The sequence below is a fragment of the Pseudomonas oryzihabitans genome (assembly GCF_006384975.1).
Taxonomy (GTDB): domain Bacteria; phylum Pseudomonadota; class Gammaproteobacteria; order Pseudomonadales; family Pseudomonadaceae; genus Chryseomonas; species Chryseomonas psychrotolerans_B.
Genome location: NZ_CP021645.1, coordinates 1,317,152 through 1,343,411 on the forward strand (window position 1 = coordinate 1,317,152; position 26,260 = coordinate 1,343,411).

At 67.4% G+C, this 26,260-nt stretch carries 24 protein-coding genes and 2 tRNA genes; 14 read left to right on the forward strand and 12 right to left on the reverse strand.

Annotated features, from left to right (window positions below; all coding sequences use genetic code 11):
• Positions 1-8: 8 nt before the first annotated feature.
• From CCZ28_RS05745 to CCZ28_RS05810, 14 genes are all read left to right on the forward strand, one after another.
• Positions 9-794, forward strand: coding sequence for a MipA/OmpV family protein (locus CCZ28_RS05745; RefSeq protein WP_140216710.1), 786 nt, complete (start codon positions 9-11; stop codon positions 792-794).
• A gap of 14 nt (positions 795-808) precedes the next feature.
• On the forward strand, positions 809-1,900 hold the full coding sequence (locus CCZ28_RS05750) for an efflux RND transporter periplasmic adaptor subunit (RefSeq protein WP_140216712.1): 1,092 nt from the start codon (positions 809-811) through the stop codon (positions 1,898-1,900).
• A 4-nt stretch (positions 1,901-1,904) separates the two neighbouring features.
• The gene (locus tag CCZ28_RS05755; RefSeq protein ID WP_140216714.1) at positions 1,905-4,946 is read left to right on the forward strand and encodes an efflux RND transporter permease subunit; all 3,042 of its coding nucleotides are present in this window, start codon (positions 1,905-1,907) and stop codon (positions 4,944-4,946) included.
• A gap of 89 nt (positions 4,947-5,035) precedes the next feature.
• Positions 5,036-6,037: a LacI family DNA-binding transcriptional regulator gene (locus CCZ28_RS05760; protein WP_140216716.1), complete on the forward strand. Its 1,002-nt coding sequence runs from the start codon at positions 5,036-5,038 to the stop codon at positions 6,035-6,037.
• Complete coding sequence (locus CCZ28_RS05765) at positions 6,034-7,050, forward strand: ABC transporter substrate-binding protein (RefSeq protein ID WP_140216718.1); 1,017 nt, start codon at positions 6,034-6,036, stop codon at positions 7,048-7,050. The genes CCZ28_RS05760 and CCZ28_RS05765 overlap by 4 nt, the downstream gene beginning before the upstream one ends.
• A gap of 1 nt (position 7,051) precedes the next feature.
• Positions 7,052-7,909 carry an ABC transporter permease gene (locus CCZ28_RS05770; protein ID WP_140216720.1) on the forward strand — a complete coding sequence of 286 codons (858 nt, stop codon included), beginning with the start codon at positions 7,052-7,054 and terminating at the stop codon, positions 7,907-7,909.
• Positions 7,906-8,700: an ABC transporter permease gene (locus CCZ28_RS05775; protein WP_140216722.1), complete on the forward strand. Its 795-nt coding sequence runs from the start codon at positions 7,906-7,908 to the stop codon at positions 8,698-8,700. The genes CCZ28_RS05770 and CCZ28_RS05775 overlap by 4 nt, the downstream gene beginning before the upstream one ends.
• On the forward strand, positions 8,697-9,728 hold the full coding sequence (locus CCZ28_RS05780; RefSeq protein ID WP_140216724.1) for an ABC transporter ATP-binding protein: 1,032 nt from the start codon (positions 8,697-8,699) through the stop codon (positions 9,726-9,728). Before CCZ28_RS05775 ends, CCZ28_RS05780 begins: the two co-directional genes overlap by 4 nt.
• Before the next feature lie 13 nt (positions 9,729-9,741).
• The gene (locus CCZ28_RS05785) at positions 9,742-10,569 is read left to right on the forward strand and encodes a phosphodiesterase (RefSeq protein ID WP_140216725.1); all 828 of its coding nucleotides are present in this window, start codon (positions 9,742-9,744) and stop codon (positions 10,567-10,569) included.
• Positions 10,570-10,792: 223 nt separating this feature from the next.
• Entirely contained in the window at positions 10,793-11,479 is a 687-nt protein-coding gene (locus CCZ28_RS05790; RefSeq protein WP_140216727.1) for a GntR family transcriptional regulator, read from the forward strand.
• A 40-nt stretch (positions 11,480-11,519) separates the two neighbouring features.
• A complete protein-coding gene (locus CCZ28_RS05795) occupies positions 11,520-12,326 on the forward strand; it encodes an ABC transporter substrate-binding protein (protein WP_140216729.1) in 807 nt (268 codons plus the stop codon).
• 12 nt (positions 12,327-12,338) lie between these two features.
• Positions 12,339-13,106 (forward strand): amino acid ABC transporter permease, encoded by a 768-nt coding sequence (locus tag CCZ28_RS05800; protein ID WP_140216731.1) that lies wholly within the window; start codon positions 12,339-12,341, stop codon positions 13,104-13,106.
• Between the two features lie 2 nt (positions 13,107-13,108).
• Positions 13,109-13,885 carry an amino acid ABC transporter ATP-binding protein gene (locus CCZ28_RS05805; RefSeq protein ID WP_140216733.1) on the forward strand — a complete coding sequence of 259 codons (777 nt, stop codon included), beginning with the start codon at positions 13,109-13,111 and terminating at the stop codon, positions 13,883-13,885.
• A gap of 33 nt (positions 13,886-13,918) precedes the next feature.
• Positions 13,919-15,535 carry a gamma-glutamyltransferase family protein gene (locus tag CCZ28_RS05810; RefSeq protein ID WP_140216735.1) on the forward strand — a complete coding sequence of 539 codons (1,617 nt, stop codon included), beginning with the start codon at positions 13,919-13,921 and terminating at the stop codon, positions 15,533-15,535.
• Positions 15,536-15,539: 4 nt separating this feature from the next.
• Here the strand turns inward: CCZ28_RS05810 and CCZ28_RS05815 are convergent, their stop codons facing one another.
• From CCZ28_RS05815 to CCZ28_RS05865, 12 genes are all read right to left on the reverse strand, one after another.
• Positions 15,540-17,453: a HAMP domain-containing methyl-accepting chemotaxis protein gene (locus tag CCZ28_RS05815; RefSeq protein ID WP_140216737.1), complete on the reverse strand. Its 1,914-nt coding sequence runs from the start codon at positions 17,451-17,453 to the stop codon at positions 15,540-15,542.
• 131 nt (positions 17,454-17,584) lie between these two features.
• The gene (locus CCZ28_RS24395; protein WP_167509214.1) at positions 17,585-17,725 is read right to left on the reverse strand and encodes a hypothetical protein; all 141 of its coding nucleotides are present in this window, start codon (positions 17,723-17,725) and stop codon (positions 17,585-17,587) included.
• A 395-nt stretch (positions 17,726-18,120) separates the two neighbouring features.
• Positions 18,121-18,197: transfer RNA gene (locus CCZ28_RS05820), tRNA-Asp, on the reverse strand.
• 38 nt (positions 18,198-18,235) lie between these two features.
• Positions 18,236-18,311, reverse strand: a tRNA-Val gene (locus tag CCZ28_RS05825).
• Positions 18,312-18,389: 78 nt separating this feature from the next.
• Complete coding sequence (locus CCZ28_RS05830) at positions 18,390-19,157, reverse strand: SDR family oxidoreductase (protein ID WP_140216739.1); 768 nt, start codon at positions 19,155-19,157, stop codon at positions 18,390-18,392.
• Positions 19,154-20,365, reverse strand: coding sequence for an O-succinylhomoserine sulfhydrylase (locus CCZ28_RS05835; protein WP_140216741.1), 1,212 nt, complete (start codon positions 20,363-20,365; stop codon positions 19,154-19,156). The genes CCZ28_RS05830 and CCZ28_RS05835 overlap by 4 nt, the downstream gene beginning before the upstream one ends.
• Before the next feature lie 10 nt (positions 20,366-20,375).
• Entirely contained in the window at positions 20,376-21,884 is a 1,509-nt protein-coding gene (gene purF / locus CCZ28_RS05840; RefSeq protein WP_140216743.1) for an amidophosphoribosyltransferase, read from the reverse strand.
• Between the two features lie 82 nt (positions 21,885-21,966).
• On the reverse strand, positions 21,967-22,512 hold the full coding sequence (locus CCZ28_RS05845; protein WP_140216744.1) for a CvpA family protein: 546 nt from the start codon (positions 22,510-22,512) through the stop codon (positions 21,967-21,969).
• Positions 22,513-22,566: 54 nt separating this feature from the next.
• A complete protein-coding gene (locus CCZ28_RS05850; protein ID WP_140216746.1) occupies positions 22,567-23,220 on the reverse strand; it encodes an SPOR domain-containing protein in 654 nt (217 codons plus the stop codon).
• A 4-nt stretch (positions 23,221-23,224) separates the two neighbouring features.
• On the reverse strand, positions 23,225-24,517 hold the full coding sequence (folC, locus tag CCZ28_RS05855) for a bifunctional tetrahydrofolate synthase/dihydrofolate synthase (RefSeq protein WP_140216748.1): 1,293 nt from the start codon (positions 24,515-24,517) through the stop codon (positions 23,225-23,227).
• The gene (gene accD, locus CCZ28_RS05860) at positions 24,517-25,386 is read right to left on the reverse strand and encodes an acetyl-CoA carboxylase, carboxyltransferase subunit beta (RefSeq protein WP_140216750.1); all 870 of its coding nucleotides are present in this window, start codon (positions 25,384-25,386) and stop codon (positions 24,517-24,519) included. Before accD ends, folC begins: the two co-directional genes overlap by 1 nt.
• Positions 25,387-25,594: 208 nt before the next feature.
• Positions 25,595-26,224, reverse strand: coding sequence for a phosphoribosylanthranilate isomerase (locus CCZ28_RS05865; RefSeq protein ID WP_140216752.1), 630 nt, complete (start codon positions 26,222-26,224; stop codon positions 25,595-25,597).
• Positions 26,225-26,260: the final 36 nt, after the last annotated feature.

Below are 26,260 nucleotides of genomic sequence, written 5' to 3' on the forward strand. Positions count from 1 at the left end.
AGCCCGTCATGAAACGTCCCCTGCTCCTACCGTTGTTGTTCTGCCTGATACCCGCGGCCAGCCGTGCGACCGAGACCTCGCCTTGGGGCGACCATACCGAGGTCAGCCTGGGCCTGGTGACTGGCGTCGTCAGCCGCTACCTGGGCTCAGCCGACTATCGGCCGCAACTCCTGCCGCTGGTGGCGGTGCAGCGCGGCCTGTTCTTCGCCGACACCACCCGCGGCCTTGGCCTGCAATGGCAATCGACCCAGGGCCTGACCTTGAGCGGCGCCCTGAACTACGACCTCGGTCGTGACGACCGGGACAACGCCTCGCGTCCCGGCGCCGATCGCCTGCGTGGCTTGGGCGAGGTCGGCGGCGCCAGCGTGCTCGATCTCAACCTGAGCCAGGCCTTGGCTCCCTGGCTCAGCCTCAACGCGGAGGGGGAATGGCGTCTGGCCGGCGCCCAGCGTGGCACGCGTTATCGCCTGGGGCTGGAAGCCATCGGCCTGCACACCGACCGCGACACCCTGGCCCTGGACCTGGATGCCCACGCCGGCGACCAGCGTTTCAACCAGACCTACTTCGGCGTCGACGCCGCCCAGAGCGCCGCCAGTGGCTTTGCCGCGGCACGGATGGATCGGGGGTTCTATGCCTATTCGCTGGCCCTGAACTGGCTGCACAGCTTCGATCCGCACTGGAGTTCGGTCGTCACCCTGACCACCACTCACTACGGCGATCAGGTGCGCGACAGCCCTCTGTTGCAACGCGCCACTGCGACCACCGCCCAATTCGCCCTGACCTACAGCTTCTGATACTGGAGCACGCCATGCCCGGCCCGCATACCCTCGTCCCTTTCCTCTTGCTCGGCGTACTGCTGGGCGGTTGCTCGCCGAGCGAAAGCTCCGGCCCCCAACCCGTACGGACCGTCAAGCTCGCGGAGGTGGGTAGCCTGGTGCCGCGAGCACCGCTGCTGCCAGGCATGGTGCGCCAGCCGCGGACGGCGAACCTGGCCTTCGAGAATCCCGGCCGGGTCCTACAGGTGCTGGTGGAGGTGGGCACCCGGGTCGCGGCCGGCCAGGTGCTGGCAGAGCAGGATGCCGAGCCGGCGCGCCTGCGCCTCGCCCAGGCACAGGCCCGCCTCCAGGCCGCCAAGGTGGAGCTCGACCAGCGCCGCACCAGCCAGCGACGTGCCAAGCGCCTGTTCGCCGACGGCAACCTCTCCGCCGCCGAGGTGGAGGCGGCCAACGCCGCCCAGGGCTCCGCCCAGGCCCAGCAACGCGAGGCCGAGGCCGAACTGGCACTGGCGCGCCGCACCCTGGCGCAGACCCGTTTGCGGGCGCCCTTCGCCGGGCGGATCGTCAGTCGCATCGCCGCGCCCCTACGCCTGGTCGGTGCCGGCGAGCCCCTGTTCGAGCTGCAGGCCGAGGGCGAACGCCAGGTGGTGGTGAACATCCCGGTCGCCCTCGCCGGCCAGTTGCAGCCGAATGCCACGGCACAGGCATTCGCCACCGGCGGCGGCACGCCCTTGGCGTTGCGCCTGGTCGGCGTCTCACCCCAGGCCGAGCAGGGTCTGTTGCAGGAGGCCATCTTCACCCTGGATCCCAGCGCCAACGCCCTGCCCAGCGGCAGCCTGCTGGACGTGCGCCTGCCCCTGCCCCTCGCCGACACCCTGGCGGTGCCCCTGGGCGCCCTGCTGCCAGGCCAGGACGGTAAAGCCGGCAACGTTTACGTCTATCAGGCCGCGACCCAGCAGGTGCAAGCGCGCGCCGTGACCTTCGGCGCCCTGCAGGACGGCCAGGTGCTGATCGACAGTGGCCTGGCGGCCGGCGAGCGGATCGTGGTGGCCGGGGCCGCCTTCCTGCGCAGCGGTGAACGCGTGCAGCCCTATCAACCCAGCACCCTGCTCACCCGGGAGTAAGGCCATGTCCCTGACCCATCTCGCCCTGGCTCGCGGCCGTCTGGTGCTGTTTCTCGCCATCGCGCTGCTGCTGGGCGGCGCCCGTGCCTTCCTCGGTTTTCCTTCCCAGGAGGAACCCAGCGTGACCATCCGCGACGCCCTGGTCAGCGTCGCCTTGCCCGGCCTACCCAGTGACCGGGTCGAAGAGCTGCTGGCCAAGCCCCTGGAGGCCCGCCTGCGCGAATTGCCCGAACTCAAGACCCTGGTGACTACCCTCAGACCGGGCCAGGCCATCATCCAGCTCACCGCCCGCGACGAGATCAAGGATCTGCCCGCACTCTGGCAGCGGGTACGCAACAAGGTCGGCGAGGTCGCCGCGAGCCTGCCGGAAGGCACCCAGGGCCCCCAGGTGGACGACGACTTCGGCCGGGTGGCGGTGGCGTCCATCGCCGTGACCGCACCCGGCTTCTCCCTGGCCGAACTGCGCGGCGAGGTTGAACGGCTGCGGCGTGCCCTCTATGACCTGCCGGGGGTGGAGCGTATCGCCCTCTATGGCCTACAGCAGGATCGCATCGTGCTGGAGCTTGCGCCCACAGTCCTGGCCCGCCTGGGACTGGCACCCCAGGGGCTGCTCGCGCAACTGCGCGCGCGCAATCTGCTGGTCAGCGGCGGCAACGCGCAGCAGGGGGGCCGCGATCTGAGCCTGGCCATCAGCGGGGAGCTGACCGACCCTGCCGCACTCCGCAGCCTGCCGATCCAATTGCCCGACGGTCGCGCGCTGCCCCTGGGCGAGCTGGCCCAGGTCGGCGTCGAACCCGAACATTCTCCGCAGAGCGCCGCCTTCTACCGGGGCGACCGGGCTGTGGTCCTGGGCATCGCCATGCTGCCTGGACGCAGCGTCGAGGCCTTCGGCGAAGCGCTGCACGATCGCCTCAAGGAACTGCAAGGCACCCTGCCCACCGGCTTCGCCCTGCACCGGGTGACCTTCCAGCCCGAGGTGGTGCACCACGCCATGGACCGCATGCAACACGTGCTGCTGGAAACCATGGCCATCGTCATGGCGGTGGTCATGCTGTTCCTTGGCTGGCGTCTCGGCCTCATCGTTGGCACCATCGTGCCGCTCACCGTACTGGCGACCCTGTTGATCATGCGCGCCTTGGGCATCGAGCTGCAGACGGTGTCCATCGCCGCCCTTATCCTCGCCCTGGGCCTCTTGGTGGACAATGGCATCGTCATCGCCGAGGACATCGAGCGGCGTCTAGGTGCTGGCGAGGCGCGCCGCGCCGCCTGCGAGGCCGCCGGGCGGACCCTGGCGGTGCCGCTGCTGACCTCCTCGCTGGTGATCATCCTGGCCTTCTCGCCCTTCTTCCTCGGCCAGACCAGCACCAATGAATACCTAAGGTCCCTGGCCGTGGTGCTGGCCCTCACCCTGCTGGGCTCCTGGGTACTGAGCCTGACGGTGACGCCGCTGCTCTGCCTGCGCCTGGTCCCTGATCCGACCCAGACCCATTCGACGGCTGCCAGCGCCCTGCACCAGCGCTACCGACGCCTGCTGGAAGTACTGTTGCAGCACAAGGTCGCCTACCTGCTGGCGATGCTGGCGCTGCTGGTCGTGGCCACGCTCAAGCTGCTCAGCCTGCCCTACGACTTCCTCCCGCCCTCGGACCGCAATCAGTTCCAGATTCCCCTCCAGCTGGAGCCCGGCACCCAGGCCGCGCGCACTCTGGAACGCATGCAGGCGTTCAGCCGCTGGCTGGGCGAAGACCCGGACATCGTCGAGAGCATCGGCTACGTCGCCGACGGCGGGCCGCGCATCGTGCTCGGCCTCAATCCGCCGCTGCCGGGTGCCAACGTCGCCTACTTCACCGTCACCACCCGCCCCGATGCCGACCTCAAGCAGGTCATGGCCCGGGTGGGCGACTACCTGGCACGCCAGTACCCCGACGTCCGCGCCCAACCCAAGCGCTTCTCCCTGGGCACCACCGAGAGCGGCCTGGCGGTTTACCGCCTGAGCGGTCCGGACGAAGCCACCCTGCGCCGACTCGGCGCGCAACTGGAAGAACTGCTCGCCGCCGTTCCCGGTACGCGGGACATCCAGAACGACTGGGGCCCGCGCCTGCTGCGCTACCGCGTCCAGGTCGACCAGGCCCTGGCCCGCGCCGCCGGGGTCGACAGCCAAGACCTGGCCCAGGCCCTGCAATTGGTCGGCGATGGCCTCGGTGGTGCCCAGTTGCGCGATGGCCAATATCCGGTCGACGTCGTCGCGCGCAGCCGGCGAGCCCTCCCCGGTGCGCTGGCCGACACCCTGGTCTATCCCCATGCCGGTGGCCCGTCGATCCCCCTCGCCGCCATCGCCCGGGTCGAACTCGGCAGCGAGGCCGGGGTGAAGGTCCGGCGCAACCTGGTCCCGACCCTCACCGTCAGCGCGCGCAATCCCGGGATGACCGCCGCCACCCTGGTCGCGACGCTCGCCCCCCAGTTGCCCACCTTGCAGCTGCCAGCCGGTTACCGCCTGGAGCTGGGTGGCGAGATCGAGGACTCCGCCGCCGCCAACGACGCCCTGCTGCGCTATCTCCCCCTGGCGGTGGTGGCCATGCTGCTGCTCTTCCTCTGGCAATTCGATTCCTGGCGCAAGGTGCTCATCATCGTCGCCAGTATCCCCTTCATCCTCATCGGCGTGGCCCTGGCCCTCTGGCTCAGCGGCTACCCCTTCGGCTTCATGGCTACCTTCGGCCTGCTGTCCCTGGGCGGCATCATCGTCAACAACGCGGTACTCCTACTCGAACGCATCGAGACCGAGCGCCAGGCCGGCAAAGCCCTGGTTCCCGCGCTGCTGGACGCCGCCGGCGAACGACTGAGACCCATCCTCATGACCAAGCTCACCTGCATTCTCGGGCTCATCCCGCTCATGCTCTTCGGTGGCCCGCTGTGGACCGGCATGGCCATCAGCATGATCGGTGGTTTGGCCCTGGGCACCCTGGTGACCCTGGGGCTGATCCCGGTGCTGTACGGATTGCTGTATGAACCGCGCCAGCCTGGACAGCCGGACCAGCCTCGCCCGCGCTGAGCGGCGAAACTTCATCTGGCTGTCATCGCAACGACACAGACGGCGGGCACTGTCTGCACTCGATGAGATCGATCTCAAACGAGGCAGGCATGACCGATCTGAAACAGGTGGCGGAACAGGCCGGGGTGTCCCGGGCCACGGCGGCGCGGGCCTTCGCCAGCCCCGAACAGGTGCGAGAGAGTACCCGCCAGCGAGTGCTGGACGCCGCGCGCAAACTCAATTTCCGCCCCAATCTGCTGGGCCGTCAGTTACGCCAGCAGAGCACCCGGCTGATCGGCGTGGTGGTGCCCAGCCTGCTCAACCCGGTGTTCGCCGAGCAATTGCACGCCATGGAGCGCACCGCGCGTGGCCAGGGCTATTCGCTGGTGATCGCCACCACCGACTACCAGCCCGAGCGCGAGGCGGCAGTGGTGGAAGAACTCTTGCGCCAGCGCGTCGCCGGCCTGGTGCTGACGGTGGCCGATGCCGACCGTAGCCAGGTGCTGGCCGAACTCAGTCGCGAGCGCACCCCCTTCATCCTGGCCTATCACGAACCCAAGAAACCCTATGCGGCGGTGGCGGTGGACAACCGCCAGGGCATGGCCATGGCCACCGAGCACCTGCTCGGCCTGGGCCACCGGCGCATCGCCCTGGTCTCGGGTCCGGCGCTGCAATCGGACCGCAGCGAGCGGCGCTTCGCCGGCTACTGCCAGGCCATGGCCGCCACCGGCCTGCCGCCGCTGCCACGCCTGGAGTTGGCCAGCCACACCGACGCCGACTGGGCCGAACTCGCCCCGCGCCTGGAGCGCGACGCCCCGACCGCCCTGCTGTGCACCAACGATCTGCTGGCGCTCAGCGTCATCGCCGAGTTGCAACGCCACGGGGTGCCGGTGCCCGGCGAACTCTCGGTGGTGGGCTTCGACGGCATCGCCATGGGCGCGCGCCTCGAACCCAGCCTGTGCAGCGTGATGCAGCCCCTGCAGAGCCTGGGCGCCCTCCTCGTTACCGAATTGCTGGCGCTGATCGCCGGCAGTGCCATCCACCAGCAGTGTTTGCCCTGCCTCGTCCGTCCCGGCACCAGTGCCGGTCCCCTGAAGGAGCCTTGCCGATGAAATCCCGTTTCCCGTTACGTCGTCTCCTGGCCGGTCTGGCCCTGGCCTGCGGTCTGGCCAGCGCCCAGGCCGCCGAAGAAACAGCCATCTGCTACAACTGCCCGCTGGAGTGGGCCGACTGGGGTGAGCAGCTCAAGGCCATCGCCGCCGATACCGGCATCCACGTCCCCCAGGACAACAAGAACTCCGGCCAGGCACTGGCCCAGTTGGTCGCCGAGCGCGACGCGCCGGTAGCCGACGTCGTCTATTACGGGGTGACCTTCGGTATCCAGGCGGAAAAGGCCGGGGTCTTGGCCTCCTACAAGCCCAAGCATTGGGACCAGATACCCGCCGGCCTGAAGGACCCCAAGGGTGAATGGACCGCCATCCACTCCGGCACTCTCGGCTTCATGGTCAATACCCAGGCGCTGGGCGGCAAGCCGGTCCCGCAGAGCTGGGCCGATCTGCTCAAGCCCGAGTACCGCGGCCTGGTGGGCTACCTGGACCCGTCCAGCGCCTTCGTCGGCTACGTGACGGCCGTGGCGGTCAACCAGGCCATGGGCGGCGACCTCGACGACTTCGGCCCGGCGCTGACCTTCTTCAAGCAGCTGGCCGCCAACGACCCCATCGTGCCCAAGCAGACCGCCTATGCGCGGGTGCTCTCGGGTGAGATCCCGATCCTGGTGGACTACGACTTCAACGCCTATCGCGCCCGCTACAAGGACGGCGCCCCGGTGGCCTTCGTGATTCCTAAGGAAGGCAGCCTGACCGTGCCCTACACCATGAGCCTGGTGAAGGGTGCGCCGCACCGCGCCAATGGCGAGAAGGTGCTGGACTTCGTGCTGTCGGACAAGGGCCAGGAACTCTGGGCCAAGGCCTATCTGCGCCCGGTGCGCGACGTGCCGCTGCCCGCCGAGGTGAAGGCCCGCTTCCTGCCGGCCGCCGACTACGCCCGCGCCCATACCGTGGACTATGGCCACATGGCGGCGGTCCAGGAAGCCTTCGCCAAGCGCTACCAAGCCGAGGTGCGCTGACATGCAGGACCTCGCCGTCTCCCTCGGGCGCCAAAGGGTGCCGCGCCGGCTACCCTGGCCGGTCCTCGTCGCCCTGGCGCCGGCGAGTGCCTTCCTGTTGGCCGCCTGGCTGCTGCCACTGGCACACCTGCTGGTGCTCGGCGCCAGCCGCGATGACAGCGGCACGTCGGGCTACTGGGCGGTGCTGACCAGCGCCGCCTATCTCTCCGGGCTGGGGCAGACGGTGGCCCTGGCCGCCGTCACCACCCTGGCCACCCTCATCGTGGCCGGCATCGCCGGCTGCTTCCTGGCGCGCCATGCCTTCGTCGGGCGTAGTCTGCTGGTGGCCCTGCTGACCTTTCCGCTGGCCTTTCCCGGCGTGGTGGTGGGCTTTCTCATCATCCTGCTCGGTGGTCGCCAGGGCCTGTTCGCCGACCTGGGGCGCAGCCTCTTCGGAGAGCCCTGGGTGTTCGCCTATTCTCTGTTCGGCCTGCTCCTCGGCTATCTCTACTTCTCCATCCCGCGGGTCATCCTCACGGTGATGGCAGCCTGCGAAACCCTCGACAGCAGTCTCGAAGAAGCCGCCCGCTCCCTGGGCGCCGGCCTCTTCGCCGTGGTGCGCGACGTGCTGATCCCGGGCCTGATGCCGGCGCTGCTGTCCAGCGGCGCCCTCTGCTTCGCCACCGCCATGGGCGCCTTCGGCACCGCCTTCACCCTGGGCACGCGCCTGGCGGTGACGCCGGTCGCCATCTACGACACCTTCACCAACTTCGCCAACTTCAGCGTGGCCGCGGCGCTCTCGGTGGTCTTAGGCCTGGTCACCTGGCTGGTACTGCTGCTGGCACGGCGCCTGGGCGGGACCGAAGGAGACCTGCGATGAACCGCCCCCTGCGTTTCTGGTTGCAACTGTTGTTCACCCTGCTGGTGGCGGCCTTCCTGCTGGTGCCGGTGCTGCTCTCGGTACTGGCCGGCCTGACCCGTAACTACTTCCAGGGCGTTGCCAGTGGCCTCACCTTCGAATGGGTGATCCAGGTGTGGCAGGCCTATGCCCCTACCGTCTGGCTGTCGCTGCAACTGGCCCTGGGTACGGCAGTGCTCGCCGTGCTGCTCGGCGTCCCGGCGGCCTATGCGCTGGTGCGGCTGGACAACAGGCTCGCCCGCGCCTTCGAGGAATTGCTGGTACTGCCGGTGGCCATGCCCGGCTTCGCCTCGGCCCTGGCGCTGCTGCTGACCTACGGCCATTTCGGCGGCTTTCGCCGCAGCCCGGCGATCATCCTGGTCGGCCACCTGCTGTTCACCCTGCCGTTCCTGGTTCGCCCGGTCATGGCCGTGCTGCGCCGCTGCCAACTGCCACTGCTGGAAGAAGCCGCGGCCAGCCTCGGCGCCGGCCCCTGGCGGCGCTTCTTCGGCGTGGTGGTGCCCAATGCCCGCGCCGGCATTCTCGCCGGCAGCCTCATGGTGATCACCCTGTCGTTGGGTGAATTCAACCTCACCTGGATGCTGCATACGCCGATGACCAAGACCCTGCCGGTGGGCCTGGCCGACAGCTACGCCTCGGCGCGGCTGGAAGTCGGCTCCGCCTACACCCTGATCTTCCTCTGTCTGATCGTGCCGCTGCTGATCGCCCTCCAGGCCCTCAGCGCCCGCCTCTCCCGTGGAGCCCTGCGATGACCCAAGGTACCGCCGTCCGCCTGCGCCAGTGCGCCAAGACTTTCCCCGGAGGCCGCCAGGTGCTGCAGCCCCTGGACCTCGACATCCACCCGGGCGAGACCCTGGTGTTCCTCGGCCCTTCCGGCTGCGGCAAGACCACCACCCTGCGGCTGATCGCCGGCTTGGAGCAGCCCGACGCCGGCGGCCAGGTGCTGTTCGACGATGGCGACGTCACCCGTCTGCCCATCGAGCGGCGCGACGTCGGCATGGTGTTTCAGAACTATGCCCTGTTTCCCAACCTGGACGTGGCCGGCAACATCGCCTACGGTCTGAAGATTCGCGGCCTGGCGCGTGCCGAGCGTGACGCCCGGGTCGCCGAGCTGCTGGCCATGATGCAGCTGGAAGCCCTCGCCGAGCGGCGCATCCAGCAACTCTCCGGCGGCCAGCGCCAGCGCGTGGCCCTGGCCCGCGCCCTGGCACCGCGCCCGCGGGTGCTGCTGTTCGACGAACCCCTGGCGGCGCTCGACGCCCAGTTGCGCGAGCAACTGCGGGCCGACATCGGCGCCCTGCTGCGCGAACTGGGCACCACCGCGGTCTACGTCACCCACGACCAGCAGGAAGCCCTGGCCCTGGGCGATCGGATCGTGGTGATGGGTGAAGGGCGCATCGCCCAGATCGGTACTCCGGCGCAGATCTATCGGACACCCGCCAGCCGTTTCGTCGCCGGCTTCGTCGGCCAGCTCAACAGCTTCGAGGTGTGCAGCCAGGTCGGCAGCGAGGTGGCGGTCGCCGGCGGCCACCTACCCTGGAACGGTCAGGCCACCACCCTGTTCTGCCGTCCGGAGCACCTGGAACCCAGCCCGACGCCCGCGCACCTCACCGGCATCCTGGTCGGCCAGTTCTTCCAGGGCACCCATTCACGCCTGCTGGTCGAGGTGGGTGCCAACCAGCCGTTGCTGGTGGATACCGCCCAGCCCATCACCGCCCAGCCGGGCGACCTGCTGCACCTGAGCGTGAGCCCCGCCGCGCTCTTCACCCTGGCTTCCTGATCGGAGGATTCCCATGCACGAGCCCTTCCTGCTGGCCCAGCTCAGCGACCTGCACATCAAAGCCGGCGGTCGGCTGTCCTATGGCGTGGTCGATACCCTCGGCGCGCTGCGCACCGCGGTGGACCGCCTCAATACCCTGCAACCGCGGCCGGACGCCCTGGTCATCACCGGCGACCTGGTGGACTTCGGCACGCCCGAGGAATATGCCACCCTGCGCGAGGTACTGGACGGGCTGGCGATGCCCTTCTATGTCATCCCCGGCAATCATGACGACCGCGCCGCCCTGCGCGCCGCCTTCGCCGATCACTCCTACCTGCCAGCCAGCGGTACCCTGGAGTGGCAGCAGGACTGCGGCCCGCTGCGGCTGATCGGGCTGGACACCCATATTCCCGGCGAGCACGGGGGTCGTCTCGACGCCGCGCAACTGGCCTGGCTCGACGACCAGCTCAGCCGGGCGCCGGGGCAACCGACCCTGGTGCTCTTGCACCATCCGCCGTTCCCGGTCGGCATCGGCCACATGGATCGCATCGGCCTGGACGGCAGCGCCGAACTGGAAGCCATGATCCGCCGCCATCCCCAGGTGGAGCGCCTGCTCTGCGGTCACCTGCACCGGCTGATCCAGCGCCGCTTCGGCGGCACCCTGGCCTGCGTCTGCCCCGGCGTCTCGCATCAGGTCGACCTGGACCTGCGCGAGGCGGCCCCTTCCCGCTTCCGGCTGGAGCCGCCGGGCCTGCTGCTGCATCGCTGGGCGGACGGCGCCCTGGTCACCCACCACCTGCCGCTGGGCGACTATCCCGGTCCCTATCCCTTCTTCGCCGCCGATGGGCAGTTGCTGGACTGACAGCCAGGCGAACGGGCGCCTGGTGCGCCCGTTCCGCTGCGTGGCAGCGTGCCCTGCTTCGGGTCCTCGGGTAGCGGAGAAGATCCCGCGCGACCCAAGGTGGTGCAAAAGGTAACGTCCTCCAGGGGCGCTCTACCTCGCGGTTCAACAATGGCGCGCCCTCCGCTCACTGGCATGTCCTTTGCCTGGGCAGATTGGATACAAAAATCCAGGAAGCCAGTCCATGCCGCTATCCGCCCTGTCCCGCTCCGCTCCCTTCAGCGCCGAAGAAGAGGCCTATCGCCATTTGTTGCAGGCCATTTGCGCCGGGCGTTATCGCAACGGTGACCGGCTGATCGCCGAGGACATCGCCAGCGGCCTGGGCATGAGTCGCATGCCGGTGCGCAGCGCCTTCCAGCGCCTGGCCGCCGAAGGCCTGGTGACCCTGCGGCCGCACCGCGGCGCCGTGGTGAGCGGCCTGGACCTGGCCGACATGCGCGAGGTGTTCGAGATGCGTAGCGCCCTGGAAGGCCTGGCCATCCGCCTGGCCACGCCCCATGTCGGTCCGCGGGAAATGACCCGCCTGGAACGCCTGCTGGAAGACCTGGACGAGGAAGACGACCCCAGCGCCTGGGTCGCGCAGCACCGCGCTTTCCATGAATACCTGTGCAGCCTGGCCGAGCGGCCGCGGCTGTTGCGGCAGATCACCAGCCTCTATGCCCTGATCGAGCCACACATGCTGCTCTGGCTGCACGTCGACCGCCCCCAGTCGGCGCGCGACGAGCACGCGCCCATCCTCGCCGCCCTGCGCGCCGGAGATGCCGTCGCCGCCGAGCGGGTCCTGCGCGAGCACATCGAGAGCACGGTGCCCGACCTGCTGACCTTCATCGAACGATCGGGCGATCAGACCCGAAGTGAACCCCGAAGCTGAGCTATCCGCCCTGCCCACCCTCGTCCTTCCGGAGAAGACCATGTCCCGCCACCGGCTTTCCTGCAGTCTGCTCGCCCTGACCCTCGCCGCCGGCCTCGCCCAGGCCGCTCCCCAGATCCCCGAGCGCCTGGCCAAGGCATCCAAGATCACCTATTGCGGCGCCCTGGATACCCCGCCCATCGGCTTCTTCGATGCCAACCAGAAGCCCCAGGGGCTGACCGTCGACCTCGGCGCCGAGATCGCCAAGCGCCTCGGCGACAAAAAGGTGGAATGGCACGTGGTGCCCTTCTCCGGCTTGATCCCGGCGCTGCTCGCCGGCCAGTGCGACCTGCTCGTCGACCAGTTGTTCGACAAGCCCGAGCGCCGCCAGGTGATCGACATCGTCAACTACATGAACTCCAGCCAGGCGGTGGTGGTGCCCCAGGGTAACCCGGAGGGCATCCACACCCTGGACGACCTCTCCGGCAAGAAGGTGGCGGTGCTCAACGGCTCCACCATCCGCACCCTGCTGGAAGCCAAGAACGAAGAGCTGAAGAAAGCCGGCAAGGCGCCCATGAAGCTGGTGGCCTACAACACCGACACCGACGCCTTCCAGGCCCTGCGCCTGCACCAGGCCGATGCCTACGGCACCACGGTGGAAACCGCCGCCTATTACCAGAGCGTGGCGCCCGGCCAGTTCGAAACCGGCGTGCCGGCCTTCGCCCGCATCCTCACCGGCATCGGCGTGCGCAAGGACGATCCCCAGCTGAGCGCCGCCCTCACCCAGATCCTCAGCGACATGAAGGCCGACGGCAGCTACGCCGCCCTCATGCAGAAATGGCACCTGGAAGGCGACAAGCTCGATTAAAGGAAGGGCACGATGAACTTCAGCTGGGATGTGTTCTGGCAGTACCTGCTGCACCCGAGCGACGTCTACCTCTACGGCCTCTGGCTGACCTGCATCATCGCCGTCAGCGCCATGCTGCTGGGTTGCGTGCTCGGCCTGCTGGCGGCGCTGGCGCGACTGTCGCGCTACCGGGTGCTGCAATACCCGGTGCGCGGCTACGTCTGGCTGATGCGCGGGACACCGCTGCTGGTGCAGATCGTCTTCCTCTACACGGCCCTGGCTGCAGGTGGCATCTTTCGCTTCGAGGACCTGGACCTGGGCTTCCTGGTGATCCCCGGCAACATCCAGGCGGCCATCATCGCCCTGGGTCTCAACGAGGGCGCCTACATGGCCGAGATCATCCGCGCCGGCATCGGCGCGGTGGATCGCGGCCAGTACGAGGCGGCCCGCTCCCTGGGCATGCCCCCGGCCAAGCTGATGCGGCGCATCATCCTGCCCCAGGCCATGCGGGTGATCATTCCGCCGCTGGGCAACGAGTTCAACGTGATGCTCAAGAACACCACCCTGGTCAGCGTCATCGGCGTACCGGAGCTGTTGCTCAGTACCCAGATGATCACCTCGGCGACCTTCCGCGTCTTCGAGCTGTACCTGGTGGTGGCCATCTACTTCCTGGTGCTGACCACCCTCTGGGGCCTGTTCCAGGCCTGGCTGGAGCGCCGCTTCGGCAAGGCCGAGGGGCAGCGGCCCACGGCCACGGGTCGGCTGTTCAGCCTGCAAGCCTTCAAGCTACGGGGACGCTAGCCATGACGACCACGCAAGAACCGGTGATCCAAGCGCTGGAGGTACACAAGGCCTTCGGCGAGCTGGAGATTCTCAAGGGCGTCTCCCTGGAGGTGCGGCGCGGCGAGGTGGTGGTGCTGATCGGCGCCTCCGGCTCGGGCAAGACCACCTTCATCCGCTGCCTCAATCACCTGGAAGACATCCAGGGCGGCACCATCCGCGTCAACGGCGAGTTGATGGGCTATCGCGAGCGTCCCGATGGCAGCCGGGTGCCGGATTCGGAGCGCAACATCGCCCGTCGCCGCCGTGACATCGGCATGGTCTTCCAGAGATTCAACCTCTTCCCGCACATGACGGTGCTGGAAAACATCATCGAGGCGCCCATCCAGGTGCTCGGCGTATCCCGCGCCACCGCCCTCGACCAGGCCCGCGCCCTGCTCGCCCGGGTACACCTGGCGGACAAAGCCGACCATTACCCGGCGCAACTCTCCGGCGGCCAGCAACAGCGGGTGGCCATCGCCCGCGCCCTGGCCATGAAGCCCCAGGCCATGCTGTTCGACGAACCCACCAGCGCCCTCGACCCGGAAACCGTGGGCGAGGTGCTGCAGGTGATGAAGGAGCTGGCCGAAGACGGCATGACCATGGTGGTGGTGACCCACGAGATGGGCTTCGCCCGCGAGGTGGCCGACCGCGTGGTGGTGCTGCACCAGGGCGAGCTGATCGAAGAAGGTCCGCCGGCCCAGGTATTCGGCAATCCCACCCACCCGCGTACCCGCGAATTCCTCAGTCGCGTGCTCTGAGCCGCCACTGGTCTTGAACATGACGAGCCTGCCATGCTGAATTTTTCCGCCCACGATTATCCCTACGCCTCCCAACGCCAGAGCGTCTTCGCCCGCAACGGCATGGTCGCCACCTCCCAGCCGCTGGCGGCCGAAGCCGGCATTGCCATGCTGCGCCAGGGTGGCAACGCCATCGACGCGGCCATCGCCACCGCCGCCGCCCTCACCGTGGTGGAGCCCACCGGCAATGCCATCGGCGGCGACGCCTTCGCCCTGGTCTGGGTCAAGGACAAGCTGCACGGCCTGGACGCCAGCGGCCATGCCCCGGCCAGCCTGGACATTGCCACGGTCAAGGCCGCCGGCCACGAGCGCATGCCGGTGCACGGCTGGCTGCCGGTGACGGTGCCGGGTTGCCCCGCCGCCTGGGCCGAGCTGTCACGCCGCTTCGGCAAGCTGCCTTTCGCCACCCTCTTCGAGCCCGCCATCGCGCTAGCGCGCGACGGCTTCCCGGTATCGCCAGTGGTTGCTCACCAGTGGCGCATCGCCCAGGCCGAATACCAGGCCAGCCGCGCCACGACACCGGAATTGGAGGCCTGGTTCGACACCTTCCTCATTGATGGCCAGGCCCCCGCCGCCGGCCAGTTGTTCCGCAACCCCGCCCAGGCGCGCACCCTGGAAGAACTGGCCCAGACCGGGTGCGAAAGCTTCTATCGCGGCGCCATCGCCCAGCGCCTGGCCGCCCATGCCGCAGCGACCGGCGGCCAGCTGACCGCCGCGGATCTCGCCGGCTACCGGCCGCGCTGGGTGGAACCGATCAAGGTCGACTACCGTGGCTATCAGGTCTGGGAAATCCCACCGAGTGGCCAGGGCCTGATCGCCCTGATGACGCTGAACATCCTCAAGGGCTATGACTTCGACCAGCGCGACAGCCAGCTCACCTGGCACCGCCAGCTGGAGGCCATGAAAAAGGCCTACGCCGATGGCCTGCACTACATCACCGATCCGGAGCACATGAGAGTCGCCGCCAGCGTCTTGCTGGACGAGGCCTATGCCGAGCGCCGTCGCGCCGAGATCGGCGACCAGGCCCAACCGCCGCTGCACGGCGATCCCCAGGCCAGCGGCACCGTCTACATCGCCACCGCCGATGGCGAGGGCAACCTGGTGTCCTTCATCCAGAGCGCCTACCACGGCTTCGGCTCCGGCGTAGTGCTGCCCGACAGCGGTATCGGCCTGCAGAATCGCGGTTCGGAATTCAGCCTGGACCCCACGCACGCCAACGCCCTGGCACCGGGCAAGCAGACCTTCCACACCATCATCCCCGGCTTCCTGACCAAGGGCGACGTGCCCATCGGTCCCTTCGGCGTCATGGGCGGCTACATGCAGCCCCAGGGCCATGTGCAGATGGTGATGAACCTGGTGGACTTCGGCCTCAACCCCCAGGCGGCGCTGGATGCGCCGCGCTGGCAGTGGCTGGGCGGCATGAAGGTCGGCATCGAGCAGGCCGCCTCCCGCGCCCTGGCCAGCGGCCTGGCGCGGCGCGGCCACCAGATCGAGATCGCCCACGACTCCACCGACTTCGGTCGCGGCCAGATCATCGTCCGCGACCCGGAGACCGGGGTGCTCTGCGGCGGTACCGAGCCCCGGGCGGATTCCCACATCGCGGTGTGCTGAACCTTCACACCTTGAAGCGCGCCGTCATCTCCTGCAACCGGACGCTGACGCGCGCCAACTCCATGCTCGACGACGCCGTTTCCTCGCTGGCAGCGGCCGTCTGGTCGGAGATATCGCGCACGTTGGTCACGTTGCGGCCGATCTCTTCCCCGGCGGCGCTCTGTTGTTCGGCGGCGCAGGCGATCTGCTCGTTCATGGACTCGATGTCCTTGACCGACCGGGTGATGCGCTTGAGCATCTCGCCGGCTTCGCGGGACAACCCGACACTGCTCTCGGTCAGTACCACGTTCTGCTCGAGCACCGCGGCCATCTGGTCGGTACTCTGGCTCAGGCCGGTGATGAGCTGAGCGATCTCGTCGGTCGAAGAGCGCGTACGCTGGGCCAGCCCGCGTACCTCATCGGCCACCACCGCGAAGCCGCGACCGGCCTCGCCTGCCCGGGCCGCCTCGATGGCTGCGTTCAACGCCAGCAGGTTGGTCTGCTCGGAGACCGCCTTGATCACGTCCAGCACGCCGCCGATGCTTTCTGCATGGCTGCGCAGCGTCGCCATGGCAGCCTTGGTCGAGTCCATCTCGCGCGCGAGAAGCTCGATCTGGGAAATGGCCTTGTCCACCGCCTGGTCGCCCTGCAGGGCCTGCTGGCTGGCGCTCAGCGCCGACTTGGCGGCTTCCCCCGCGTTGCGCGCCACCTCATGGGTGGTGGCGGTCATTTCCTGCATGGCCGTGGCGATCTGATCGGTTTCCACCTTTTGCGCCTGCACCCCGGCGCTGGTCTGCTCGGTAACCGCTGATAGTTGCTCGGCGGCACTGGCCACCTGCACCACGCCATCCTTCATCTCGCCGATGAGCCCGCGCAGATTGGTGGTCATGCGTTGCATGCTGGTCTGCAGCGCACCCAGCTCATCCTTGCGCGTCACCTCTTGCTGCCGAGTGAAATCGCCGTTGGCCACCGTCTCGGCCAGGGCCACGGTTTCCCGCAGCGGGCCGACGATGGAACGGGTGATCAGCCAGGCACCGAGCAGGCCGAGGACGATGGCGAAAGCGAGCCAGACCAGCAGCATCTGCCGAGCGTGGGCGACATCGGTTTCCCGGAAGTCCTGCTGGATCGCCGTCAACTTGTCGGCGATGGACAGCAACGAAGTGATGGTGCTGGTGATGCCGCCCTGAGCCTCCTCGACCTTCGCCTGCAGGGTCACCAGCTGCTGTAGCCGCTGTTGATAGCCGTCGAGTTCCCCGGCCAGCTTTTGCACCAGGTCAGCAGGCAAGGCCGTGGCCTCGAGCGCCTTGACCTGCTTGAGAACCTCGTTGAAGGCGTTACGCGCGGCTTCTTCGGTCTCCTTGCTCGGCAGCGCCGTGTAGCTGCGGACATCGACACGCAGCTTCTGGATGGCGATGAACAGCTTCGCCACCTGTTGGCTATCCCCCTGACGACCGCCTTCGACACTGGCCGCGGTGGACAGCGCCAGGAGCAGCGCATTGGCGGCTTCCATCGAAGTCGCTGCCACCTTGCGCGTGGCCTCCCGCTCCCGAGTGGCAGCGACCGTCTGCTGGTAGAACTCACGATAGCGCTGGAGCGCGGTACTGGCCTCGTTCAGCAAGGCCTGGTTAGCCGGCGACCTGAAGTTCGGCATGATGTCGTGCAACTGGCTCTCGGTCTTGTCCAGCGCCGCCAGCCACTTCGCCGCCTGGGCGTCATCGGCCTTGGTGAAGTACACCAGGCGCTCGATGCGCATGTCCCGGGCCACGGTGCTGAAGCCGGCGATATTGCTCATGCGCTCGCTGCGGTCACGCAAGCTGTCGGTGGACTGCCAACCGGTATAGGCCACCAGCAGGATCATGCCGATGAGCAGTGAAAAGCCTAGCGCGAGCTTGGCCCGCACACTGAGATTACTGAAGAAATTCCAGCCATTGGGATGCATATGGACTACCTGGATAGCGGAGCTAAGGACGGCGAAACCACCGGGATCTCGTCGCGGAAAGTGCGGTTACGAAAGCTTCTGCGAATAGGACAGCCCTGCTGGAGCCAGGACTGTCCAGCGAGCGTTTGGCGTCAGTTGCCAGTAACTGCGAGAGGACCTGCAGCGACTGCCGTCGGCCGGCCGCCAGCGTCGCCGCCGTTCATGACCAGGCACAGGATCAGGGTGAGCGTGGTCAGGACGATCAGCGGGTTACGGACCGTGATGTTCTTCAAGGCGGTACTCTCAAGCAGGTCGCGTAATAGACCGGGATCGGCTCTGGAATGCGAAATCTACCGATGGGCTGCAAAAAACTCGGGACGGCCGGCAACATGACCGAGACGCAAGGCCCCAGGTGTAAATAAATATGACGGCAATCCGGAACATCCGCCTAACACCGCTGTGCGCGAGAGGTCCGCTGGCTGAAGCGAACAGGCGACCTTCATAGGGTACTCGCCCTGTGCTTGCGACAGGCGCTCAGCGCGCAATGAACAAAGCCGCCAAGGGGAAATGTCGGCTGAAAACTCGATCGGTTTTTCCGACCGGCTTTTTTCCAGGCACAAAAAAAGCTGCCTAGGGCAGCTTTCGTTGTCTCATCCGGGCGTTCAGCGGACCCATGATGAGCTATATATGGCGCGGCGGACGGGACTCGAACCCGCGACCCCCGGCGTGACAGGCCGGTATTCTAACCGACTGAACTACCGCCGCGCATTGCGTGTACCTTGCGGAACACTCCCCGAAGAGTTTGGTGGCTGATGACGGGATCGAACCGCCGACCCCCTGCGTGTGATGCAGGTGCTCTCCCAGCTGAGCTAATCAGCCATCCCCTTCGGGTGACGCGCATTCTGCTCGTAGCTCCTTGATCCGTCAAGGATTTTTCCATTTATTTTCTACCGAGCGCTATTCGGCGTAGATCATCTTGCGGGTCATGCCACCGTCCAGGGTGATGGCCTCGCCACTGATGAAGCCGGCATTGCCCCCGAGCAACCAGGCCACGCAGGCCGCCACGTCTTCGACCGTCCCTACCCGTCCAACCGGATGCTGGGCATGATCGGCCGCCGACAACGGCTCGGCTTCCCGTACATGGGGATCACGGGCGTCGATCCAGCCGGGACAGAGGGCGTTCACCCGCACCTCCGGCCCCAGGCTGATCGCCAGAGCATGGGTCAGGGCCAACAGCCCACCCTTGCTGGCGGCATAGGCTTCGCTGTGCGGCTCGGATTGCTGGGCGCGGGTCGAGGCGATGTTGACGATGGCGCCCTGCTGCTCGCGGAGATAGGGCGCGCAGTGCTTGGCCATGAGCATGGGACCGTCCAGATTCACCCCAAGCACCCGACGCCATTCACCGAGCGCCAGGCTTTCCAGCGGCTGGCCCTGGGCGGTAGCCAGGCCAGCATTGTTGACCAAGGCGTCCAGCCGACCGAATTGGCCGATCACCTGGGCGACGGCGGACTCGACCTGGCTTTCGTCGGCTACATCCAGGGCCACGAAGCAGGCCCGGTCACCCAGCGCGGTCGCGACCTTGGCACCCCGCTCCTGCTCGATGTCCGCCACCACCACGCGCCACCCCTCGGCGACCAGCCAGGCGGCGATGCCCAGGCCAATACCGCGGGCCGCGCCCGTGACCAGGGCGACCCGCGGTTCCACCGGTGCGAACGTCAGACTCATAGCGCCGCCAGTCCGCGGGCCAGATCCTGCTGCAGGTCACCCAGGTCTTCGAGGCCCACGGCAACCCGGATCAGGCTGTCTTTGATACCGGCATTGGCCCGCTCGGCGGGCGACAGGCGACCATGGGAGGTAGTCGCCGGGTGAGCGATGGTGGTTTTGGTATCGCCCAGGTTGGTGGTAATGGAGATCATCCGGGTGGCATCGATGAAGCGCCAGGCAGCGTCGCGTCCCCCCGCCACCTCGAAGCTGACCACGGCGCCGAAGGCCGACTGCTGGCGGCGGGCCAGGTCGTGCTGCGGATGGCTTTCCAGGCCGGCGTAGTGGACCCGCTCGATACCGGGCTGCGCTTCCAGCCAGCGGGCCAGCTCCAGCGCGGTCTGGCTGTGCGCCTGCATGCGGATCTTCAGCGTCTCCAGGCCCTTGAGGAACAGCCAGGCATTGAAGGGACTGAGGGTCGGCCCTGCGGTACGCAGGAAGCCCACGACTTCCTTCATCTGCTCGGCACGGCCCGCGACCACGCCGCCCATGCCGCGGCCCTGGCCATCGATGTACTTGGTGGCCGAATGGATGACGATGTCGGCGCCCAGCGCCAGCGGCTTTTGCAGCGCCGGGGTGCAGAAGCAATTATCGACCGCCAGCAGCGCGCCCTGGGCATGGGCGATTTCGGCCAGGGCGGCGATGTCCACCAGCTCGGCCAGGGGATTGGACGGCGACTCGACGAAGAACAGCCGGGTATTGGGCTTGCAGGCGACCCGCCAGGCGTCCAGATCGGCCAGCGGCGGATAATCCACCTCGATGCCGAAGCGCTTGAAGTACTTCTCGAACAGGCTGATGGTCGAGCCGAACACACTGCGCGAGACCAGCACGTGGTCACCGGCGCTGCACAGGCTCATCACCATGGCCAGGATGGCCGACATGCCCGAGGCGGTGGCCACCGCCTGCTCCGCCCCTTCCAGCGCCGCGATACGGGTCTCGAAGGTACGCACCGTGGGGTTGGTGTAGCGCGAATAGACGTTGCCCGGCACCTCGCCGGCGAAACGCGCCGCCGCATCCGCGGCGGTACGGAACACGTAACTGCTGGTCAGGAACAGGGCTTCGCCGTGCTCGCCTTCCGGCGAGCGCTGCTGCCCTGCCCGCACCGCCAAGGTCTCGAAGGCCGCGCCCTCGAGATCACTGTCCAGGCGTCCGGCTTCCCAGTCTTGGCTCATGTGCAGCTCCTTAGTCGTTGTAGAGGTCGATGATGGCGCTGACCGCCTGGTGCTTGACCTTGGCGGCATCGTTGCGCGCCTGCTCGATGCGGTTGAGATAGGCCGCATCGACGTCGCCGGTGATGTACTCGCCATCGAACACCGCGCAGTCGAACTGCTCGACCTTGGGCGCCTTGCGGGTGCGCACGGCTTCCTTTAGATCCTGCAGGTCCTGGTAGATCAGCCAATCGGCACCGATCAGCTCGCCGACCTCCTCGGTGGTCCGGCCGTGGGCGATCAGTTCGTGCACGCTGGGCATGTCGATGCCGTAGACGTTGGGGAAGCGCACCGCCGGCGCCGCCGAGCAGAAATAGACCTTCTTGGCCCCGGCCTCGCGGGCCATCTGGATGATCTGCTTGCAGGTGGTGCCACGGACGATGGAGTCGTCCACCAGCATCACGTTCTTGCCGCGGAATTCCAGCTCGATGGCGTTGAGCTTCTGGCGCACCGATTTCTTGCGCGCGGCCTGGCCGGGCATGATGAAGGTACGGCCGATGTAGCGGTTCTTGACGAAGCCCTCGCGGAACTTGACGCCCAGGTGGTTGGCCAATTCCAGGGCAGCGGTGCGGCTGGTATCAGGGATCGGGATGACCACGTCGATGTCATGGTCCGGGCGCTCGCGCTGGATCTTCTCGGCGAGCTTCTCGCCCATGCGCAGGCGTGCCTTGTAGACCGAGATGCCATCGATGATGGAATCCGGACGGGCCAGGTAGACGTGTTCGAAGATGCAGGGCGCGTACTGCGGATTCTGCGCGCACTGGCGGGTGTAGAGGCGGCCGTCTTCGGTGATGTACACCGCTTCGCCCGGTTCCAGGTCGCGAATCAGGGTGAAGCCGAGCACGTCGAGGGCGACGCTCTCGGAGGCGATCATGTATTCCACGCCGTATTCGGTATGACGCTGGCCAAAGACGATGGGGCGGATGGCATTGGGATCGCGGAAGCCGACGATGCCGTAACCGGTGATCATGGCCACCACGGCATAGCCACCGCGGCAACGCTCGTGAACTTCGGAGACCGCGGCGAAGACGTCGTCCTCGGTCGGCTGCAGCTTGTTGCGCACCGCCAGCTCATGGGCGAAGACGTTGAGCAGCACCTCGGAATCGGAGGTGGTGTTCACGTGACGCAGGTCGGATTCGTAGATCTCGCGCGAGAGCTGCTCGACGTTGGTCAGGTTGCCGTTATGCGCCAGGGTGATGCCGTAGGGCGAGTTCACGTAGAACGGCTGCGCCTCGGCGGAGCTGGAGCTGCCAGCCGTGGGATAGCGTACGTGGGCGATGCCCATATGGCCCACCAGGTGCTGCATGTGCCGCTGCTGGAAGACATCGCGGACCAGGCCGTTGTCCTTGCGCAGGTACAGCTTGCCATCCAGGCTGGTGACGATACCGGCGGCATCCTGACCCCGATGTTGAAGGACGGTGAGCGCGTCGTACAACGACTGGTTGACGTTAGTCTTGCCCACGATACCTACGATGCCACACATGTGACGCGACCCCACTGTTTCAAGTGATGCGACGGCGAACCATCGCAGGATGACCCCGCAAGGCGAGGCCTGGAAAAACGCTTCAAGGAGCCTTGGGCCCCAGCTGCGGCAAAAACTGCAGACTTGGCAGGGGCGTGGAGCCCAGCCATTGGCCGGCAAAGCCCAACAGCAGATTCTTCGACCAATCGGCCACCAGCAGAAAATGTGGCACCAGTACCGACTGCTGCCACCAGCCGTCCTGCTGGACCGGCCCGAGACTCAGCAGCCCTACCGCCACGGTCACCAACAGCGCGCCGCGGGCCGCCCCGAAGGCCATGCCCAGAAAACGATCGGTGCCCGACAATCCGGTGACGCGGATCAATTCGCCAAGCAAGAAACTCACCAGGGCACCGACCAGCAGGGTCAGCACGAAGAGAATGACACAGGCGGCGATCACCCGCCCGGAAGGCACCTGGATATAGTCCACCAGGTAGGTGGAAAGCGCTCCGCCGAATACCCAGGCCACCCCACCGGCGACGATCCAGGTGGCCAGCGACAAGGCCTCCTTGACGAAGCCGCGCCTGAGACTGATCAGGCTGGAAACGACGACGATGGCGACGATCGCCCAGTCCACCCAGGTGAAGCCCACGGCAAGGTCCACTTACAAAAAGGCCCTGCATTCTAGCAGAGCCTTGTGACCGGGTTAACCGCGCTCCGGCTGAAAGCGTACGACGAAACCCTTGACGCCATTCTGCTTGTTGAGCTGATCGCGCAGGCGATCCGCCTCCGTGCGCTCTATCACCGGCCCGACGAAGACCCGGTTCATGCCGTCGGCACTGCGTACATAGGCGTTGTAGCCCTGGCTGCGCAGCTTGGCTTGCAGGGCGTCGGCACTGGGGCGCGACGACAGGCTGGCGAGCTGAACCGACCAGCTGTTCGGCAGGTTGGCGGCCCCCAGGTGGGTCTCCGGCTTGGCCGCGGGCGCCGGGGTTGCCGCTGCCGCAGGTGCTGTCGGGGCAGTGACGGCCGGCGCCTTGGCGACCGGCGCCGCCTGGGGCTGGGCGGGCGGCGCGGTCACCGGGGCATTCTGTACCGGCGCCTGCCCGGCGGTGCCGGCGATGGGCGTCTGCGGCTTGCCGAGCGGCTTGCCCGGATCATCGGGGACCACTTCCACGGGCGGGGCCTCCGGCGTTTGCACCGCCTGCACCTCGGTGTTGGGCACGACCGGAGCAGCCGGTTGCGGCGGCGCCTCGACCACCACCTTGCGGGCATCGTCCTGGCGATTGAACAGCATGGGCACGAAGATGATGATCAGTGCCAGCAGCACCAGCGCGCCTATGACTCTTTGCTTGAGCATGAGCTTATGCCTCCGCGGATTCGGATGGAGAAGTGAGCTGCGCGAGCACCTCGGCGACGCTGTAGAAGGAGCCGAACACCACCACCTCGTCGCCAGGCGCACTGGCCGCCAGTTGGGCAGCGAAGGCCTCTACCAGAGAAGGGTGGACCTGCACCTGGGCACCTCGGGCGGCCAGGAGCGCAGCCACCTCGCTACCCTCTCGGCTACGACCAGTGGGTAGCGTCGCCACCGCCCAATCGGCGAACAGGCTCTCGAGCGGTGCCAGGATACCGTCCAGGTCCTTGTCGGCCAGCACGCCGAACACCGCGCGACGCACACCTGCGACGGGCTTCATGGCCAGCCGTCGGGCGAGATACTCGGCCGCATGGGGGTTGTGCGCCACATCCAGCAGGACGTCGAGGGCTGCACCTGCCCGCTCGACCTGGCGGCGATCCAGGCGGCCGGTCATGCGCGTCGCCAGCAGGGCGGCGGCGATCTGTTCGGGCAACCAGGGCCGGTCGAGCAGCGCGTAGGCCTGTAGTGCCAGGGCGGCGTTTTCCATGGGCAGGTCCAGCAGCGGCAAGCCGGGCAACGACAGCTCGTTGCCCTGGGCATCGCGACCGCGCCAGAACCAGCTGGCAGCCTCGATCCGCAGGTCGAAGGCCTCACCGCGCTGCAGGAAAGGCGCGCCCAGGCGCTCGGCCGCCTGCGCGAGCTCCGCTGGCGGCTGCAAATCGCCGCACAGGGCCGGCTTGCCGGAACGGAAGATGCCCGCCTTCTCCACGGCCACGCTTTCCCGGGTATTGCCCAGCCATTCGGCGTGATCCAGGCCGATGCTGGTGACCAGCGCCAGGTCGGCATCGATCAGGTTCACCGCATCCAGGCGACCGCCGAGGCCGACTTCGAGCACGGCGGCGTCCAGCTGGGCCCGCTCGAACAACCAGAAGGCCGCCAGGGTACCCATCTCGAAATAGGTCAGGCTGATCTCGCCGCGGGCGGCTTCCACCGCGGCGAAGGCGGTGCAGAGATCGTCATCGCTGGCCAGGCTACCGTCGACATCGACGCGCTCGTTGTAGCGCACCAGATGCGGCGAGGCATAGACCCCCACCCGCTGCCCGCTGGCGCGCAGCAGGCTGGCCAGGAAGGCACAGGTGGAGCCCTTGCCGTTGGTGCCGGTCACGGTCACCACCAGGGGCGCGGGCCGGGTCAGACCCAGCCGCTGCGCGACCTCGCGCACCCGGTCCAGGCCCATGTCGATCGCCGATGGATGCAGCTGCTCGAGATAGGCCAGCCACTGCGCGAGGCTGCGCGAAGCCATCAGGCCGCCGGAGCCGGCTGGTGCTGGAAGGTCGCCAGCAGGCGCGCCAGGCGGTCACGCAATTCCTTGCGCGGCACGATGATGTCGACGGCGCCATGGTCCAGCAGGAATTCGCTGCGCTGGAAACCTTCCGGCAGCTTTTCGCGCACGGTCTGCTCGATCACGCGCGGACCAGCGAAGCCGATCAGCGCCTTGGGTTCAGCGACGATGACGTCGCCCAGCATGGCCAGACTGGCGGAGACGCCGCCGTAGACCGGATCGGTCAGCACGGAAATGAAGGGAATGCCCTCTTCGCGCAGGCGCGCCAGTACCGCCGAGGTCTTGGCCATCTGCATCAGGGAGATCAGGGCTTCCTGCATCCGCGCACCACCCGAGGCGGAGAAGCAGATCAGCGGGCAGCGCTGTTCCAGGGCCACGTTGGCGGCGCGGACGAAGCGCTCCCCCACCACGGCGCCCATGGAGCCGCCCATGAAGGAAAATTCGAAGGCACAGACCGCTACCGGCATGCCTTTGAGCGTGCCACTCATGGAAATCAGCGCGTCTTTCTCGCCGGTTTCCTTCTGCGCCGCGGTGAAGCGATCCTTGTACTTCTTGCTGTCGCGGAATTTCAGGCGATCCACCGGCTCCAGCTCGGTACCCAGCTCTTCACGCCCTTCGGCGTCGAGGAAGATGTCCAGGCGGCGACGCGCATTGATGCGCATGTGGTGACCGCACTTCAGGCAGACGTCCAGGTTCTTTTCCAGCTCCGGACGATAGAGGACCGCTTCGCAGGCCGGACACTTGTGCCAAAGACCTTCCGGTACCGAACTGCGCTTCACCTCGGACCGCATGATGGAAGGAATCAGTTTGTCGACCAGCCAATTGCTCATGCATCTCTCTCCACTTGCATGGGCTCCCAGCGCGGCCTAGGCCACGCCTTCCTTGAGCATCCGTATATAGGGTTCGGCAATGTCCGCACTGCGCAGGCCACTGCCACGTCTCAATGCCGACTCCACCGGAGCCGGACTTCAGGCCTGCCTGGGCATGCCTGTCGAATATGTTGCAGGTGTGGACGGCGACCACCCCGCGAGGGTCACATCAGGCGACCGGGGCCTCCCGTACCGCCGCGATGAAGCGGGCGATCTCGGCGGCATCCTTGATGCCCTTGGCCTGCTCCACGCCGCCACTGACGTCCACGCCATAGGGACGCGCCGCGGCGATCGCCGTGGCGACGTTACCGGCCTCCAAGCCGCCCGCCACGATCAGCGGCAGCGCCAGATCCCGTGGCACCCGCGTCCAGTCGAAGGCCTGGCCGGTACCACCGGGTACACCGGCGACATAGGTGTCGAGCAACAGACCGCGCGCCCCGGCGTAGTCGCGGGCGATGGCGGCGAGATCGATGTCCTCACGCATGCGCAGCGCCTTGATATAGGGCCGCCGGTAACGCGCACACTGCGCCGGCGATTCATCGCCATGGAATTGCAGGAGATCCAGCGGCACCGCATCCAGCGTCTCCTCGATCTCGCAGGGCGCGGCATCGACGAAGAGCCCGACACTGGTCACGAAGGGCGGCAAGGCTGCCACGATCTGGCGTGCCTGGGCGGCGCTGACCGCTCTGGGACTGCGTGGATAGAACACCAGGCCGATGGCATCGGCACCGGCCGCGGCGGCGGCCAGCGCATCCTCGACCCTGGTGATCCCACAGATCTTCACTCGAACGTTAGCCAAACCGGGATGACCTCGTTCCAAAACCAGGAATGGTAG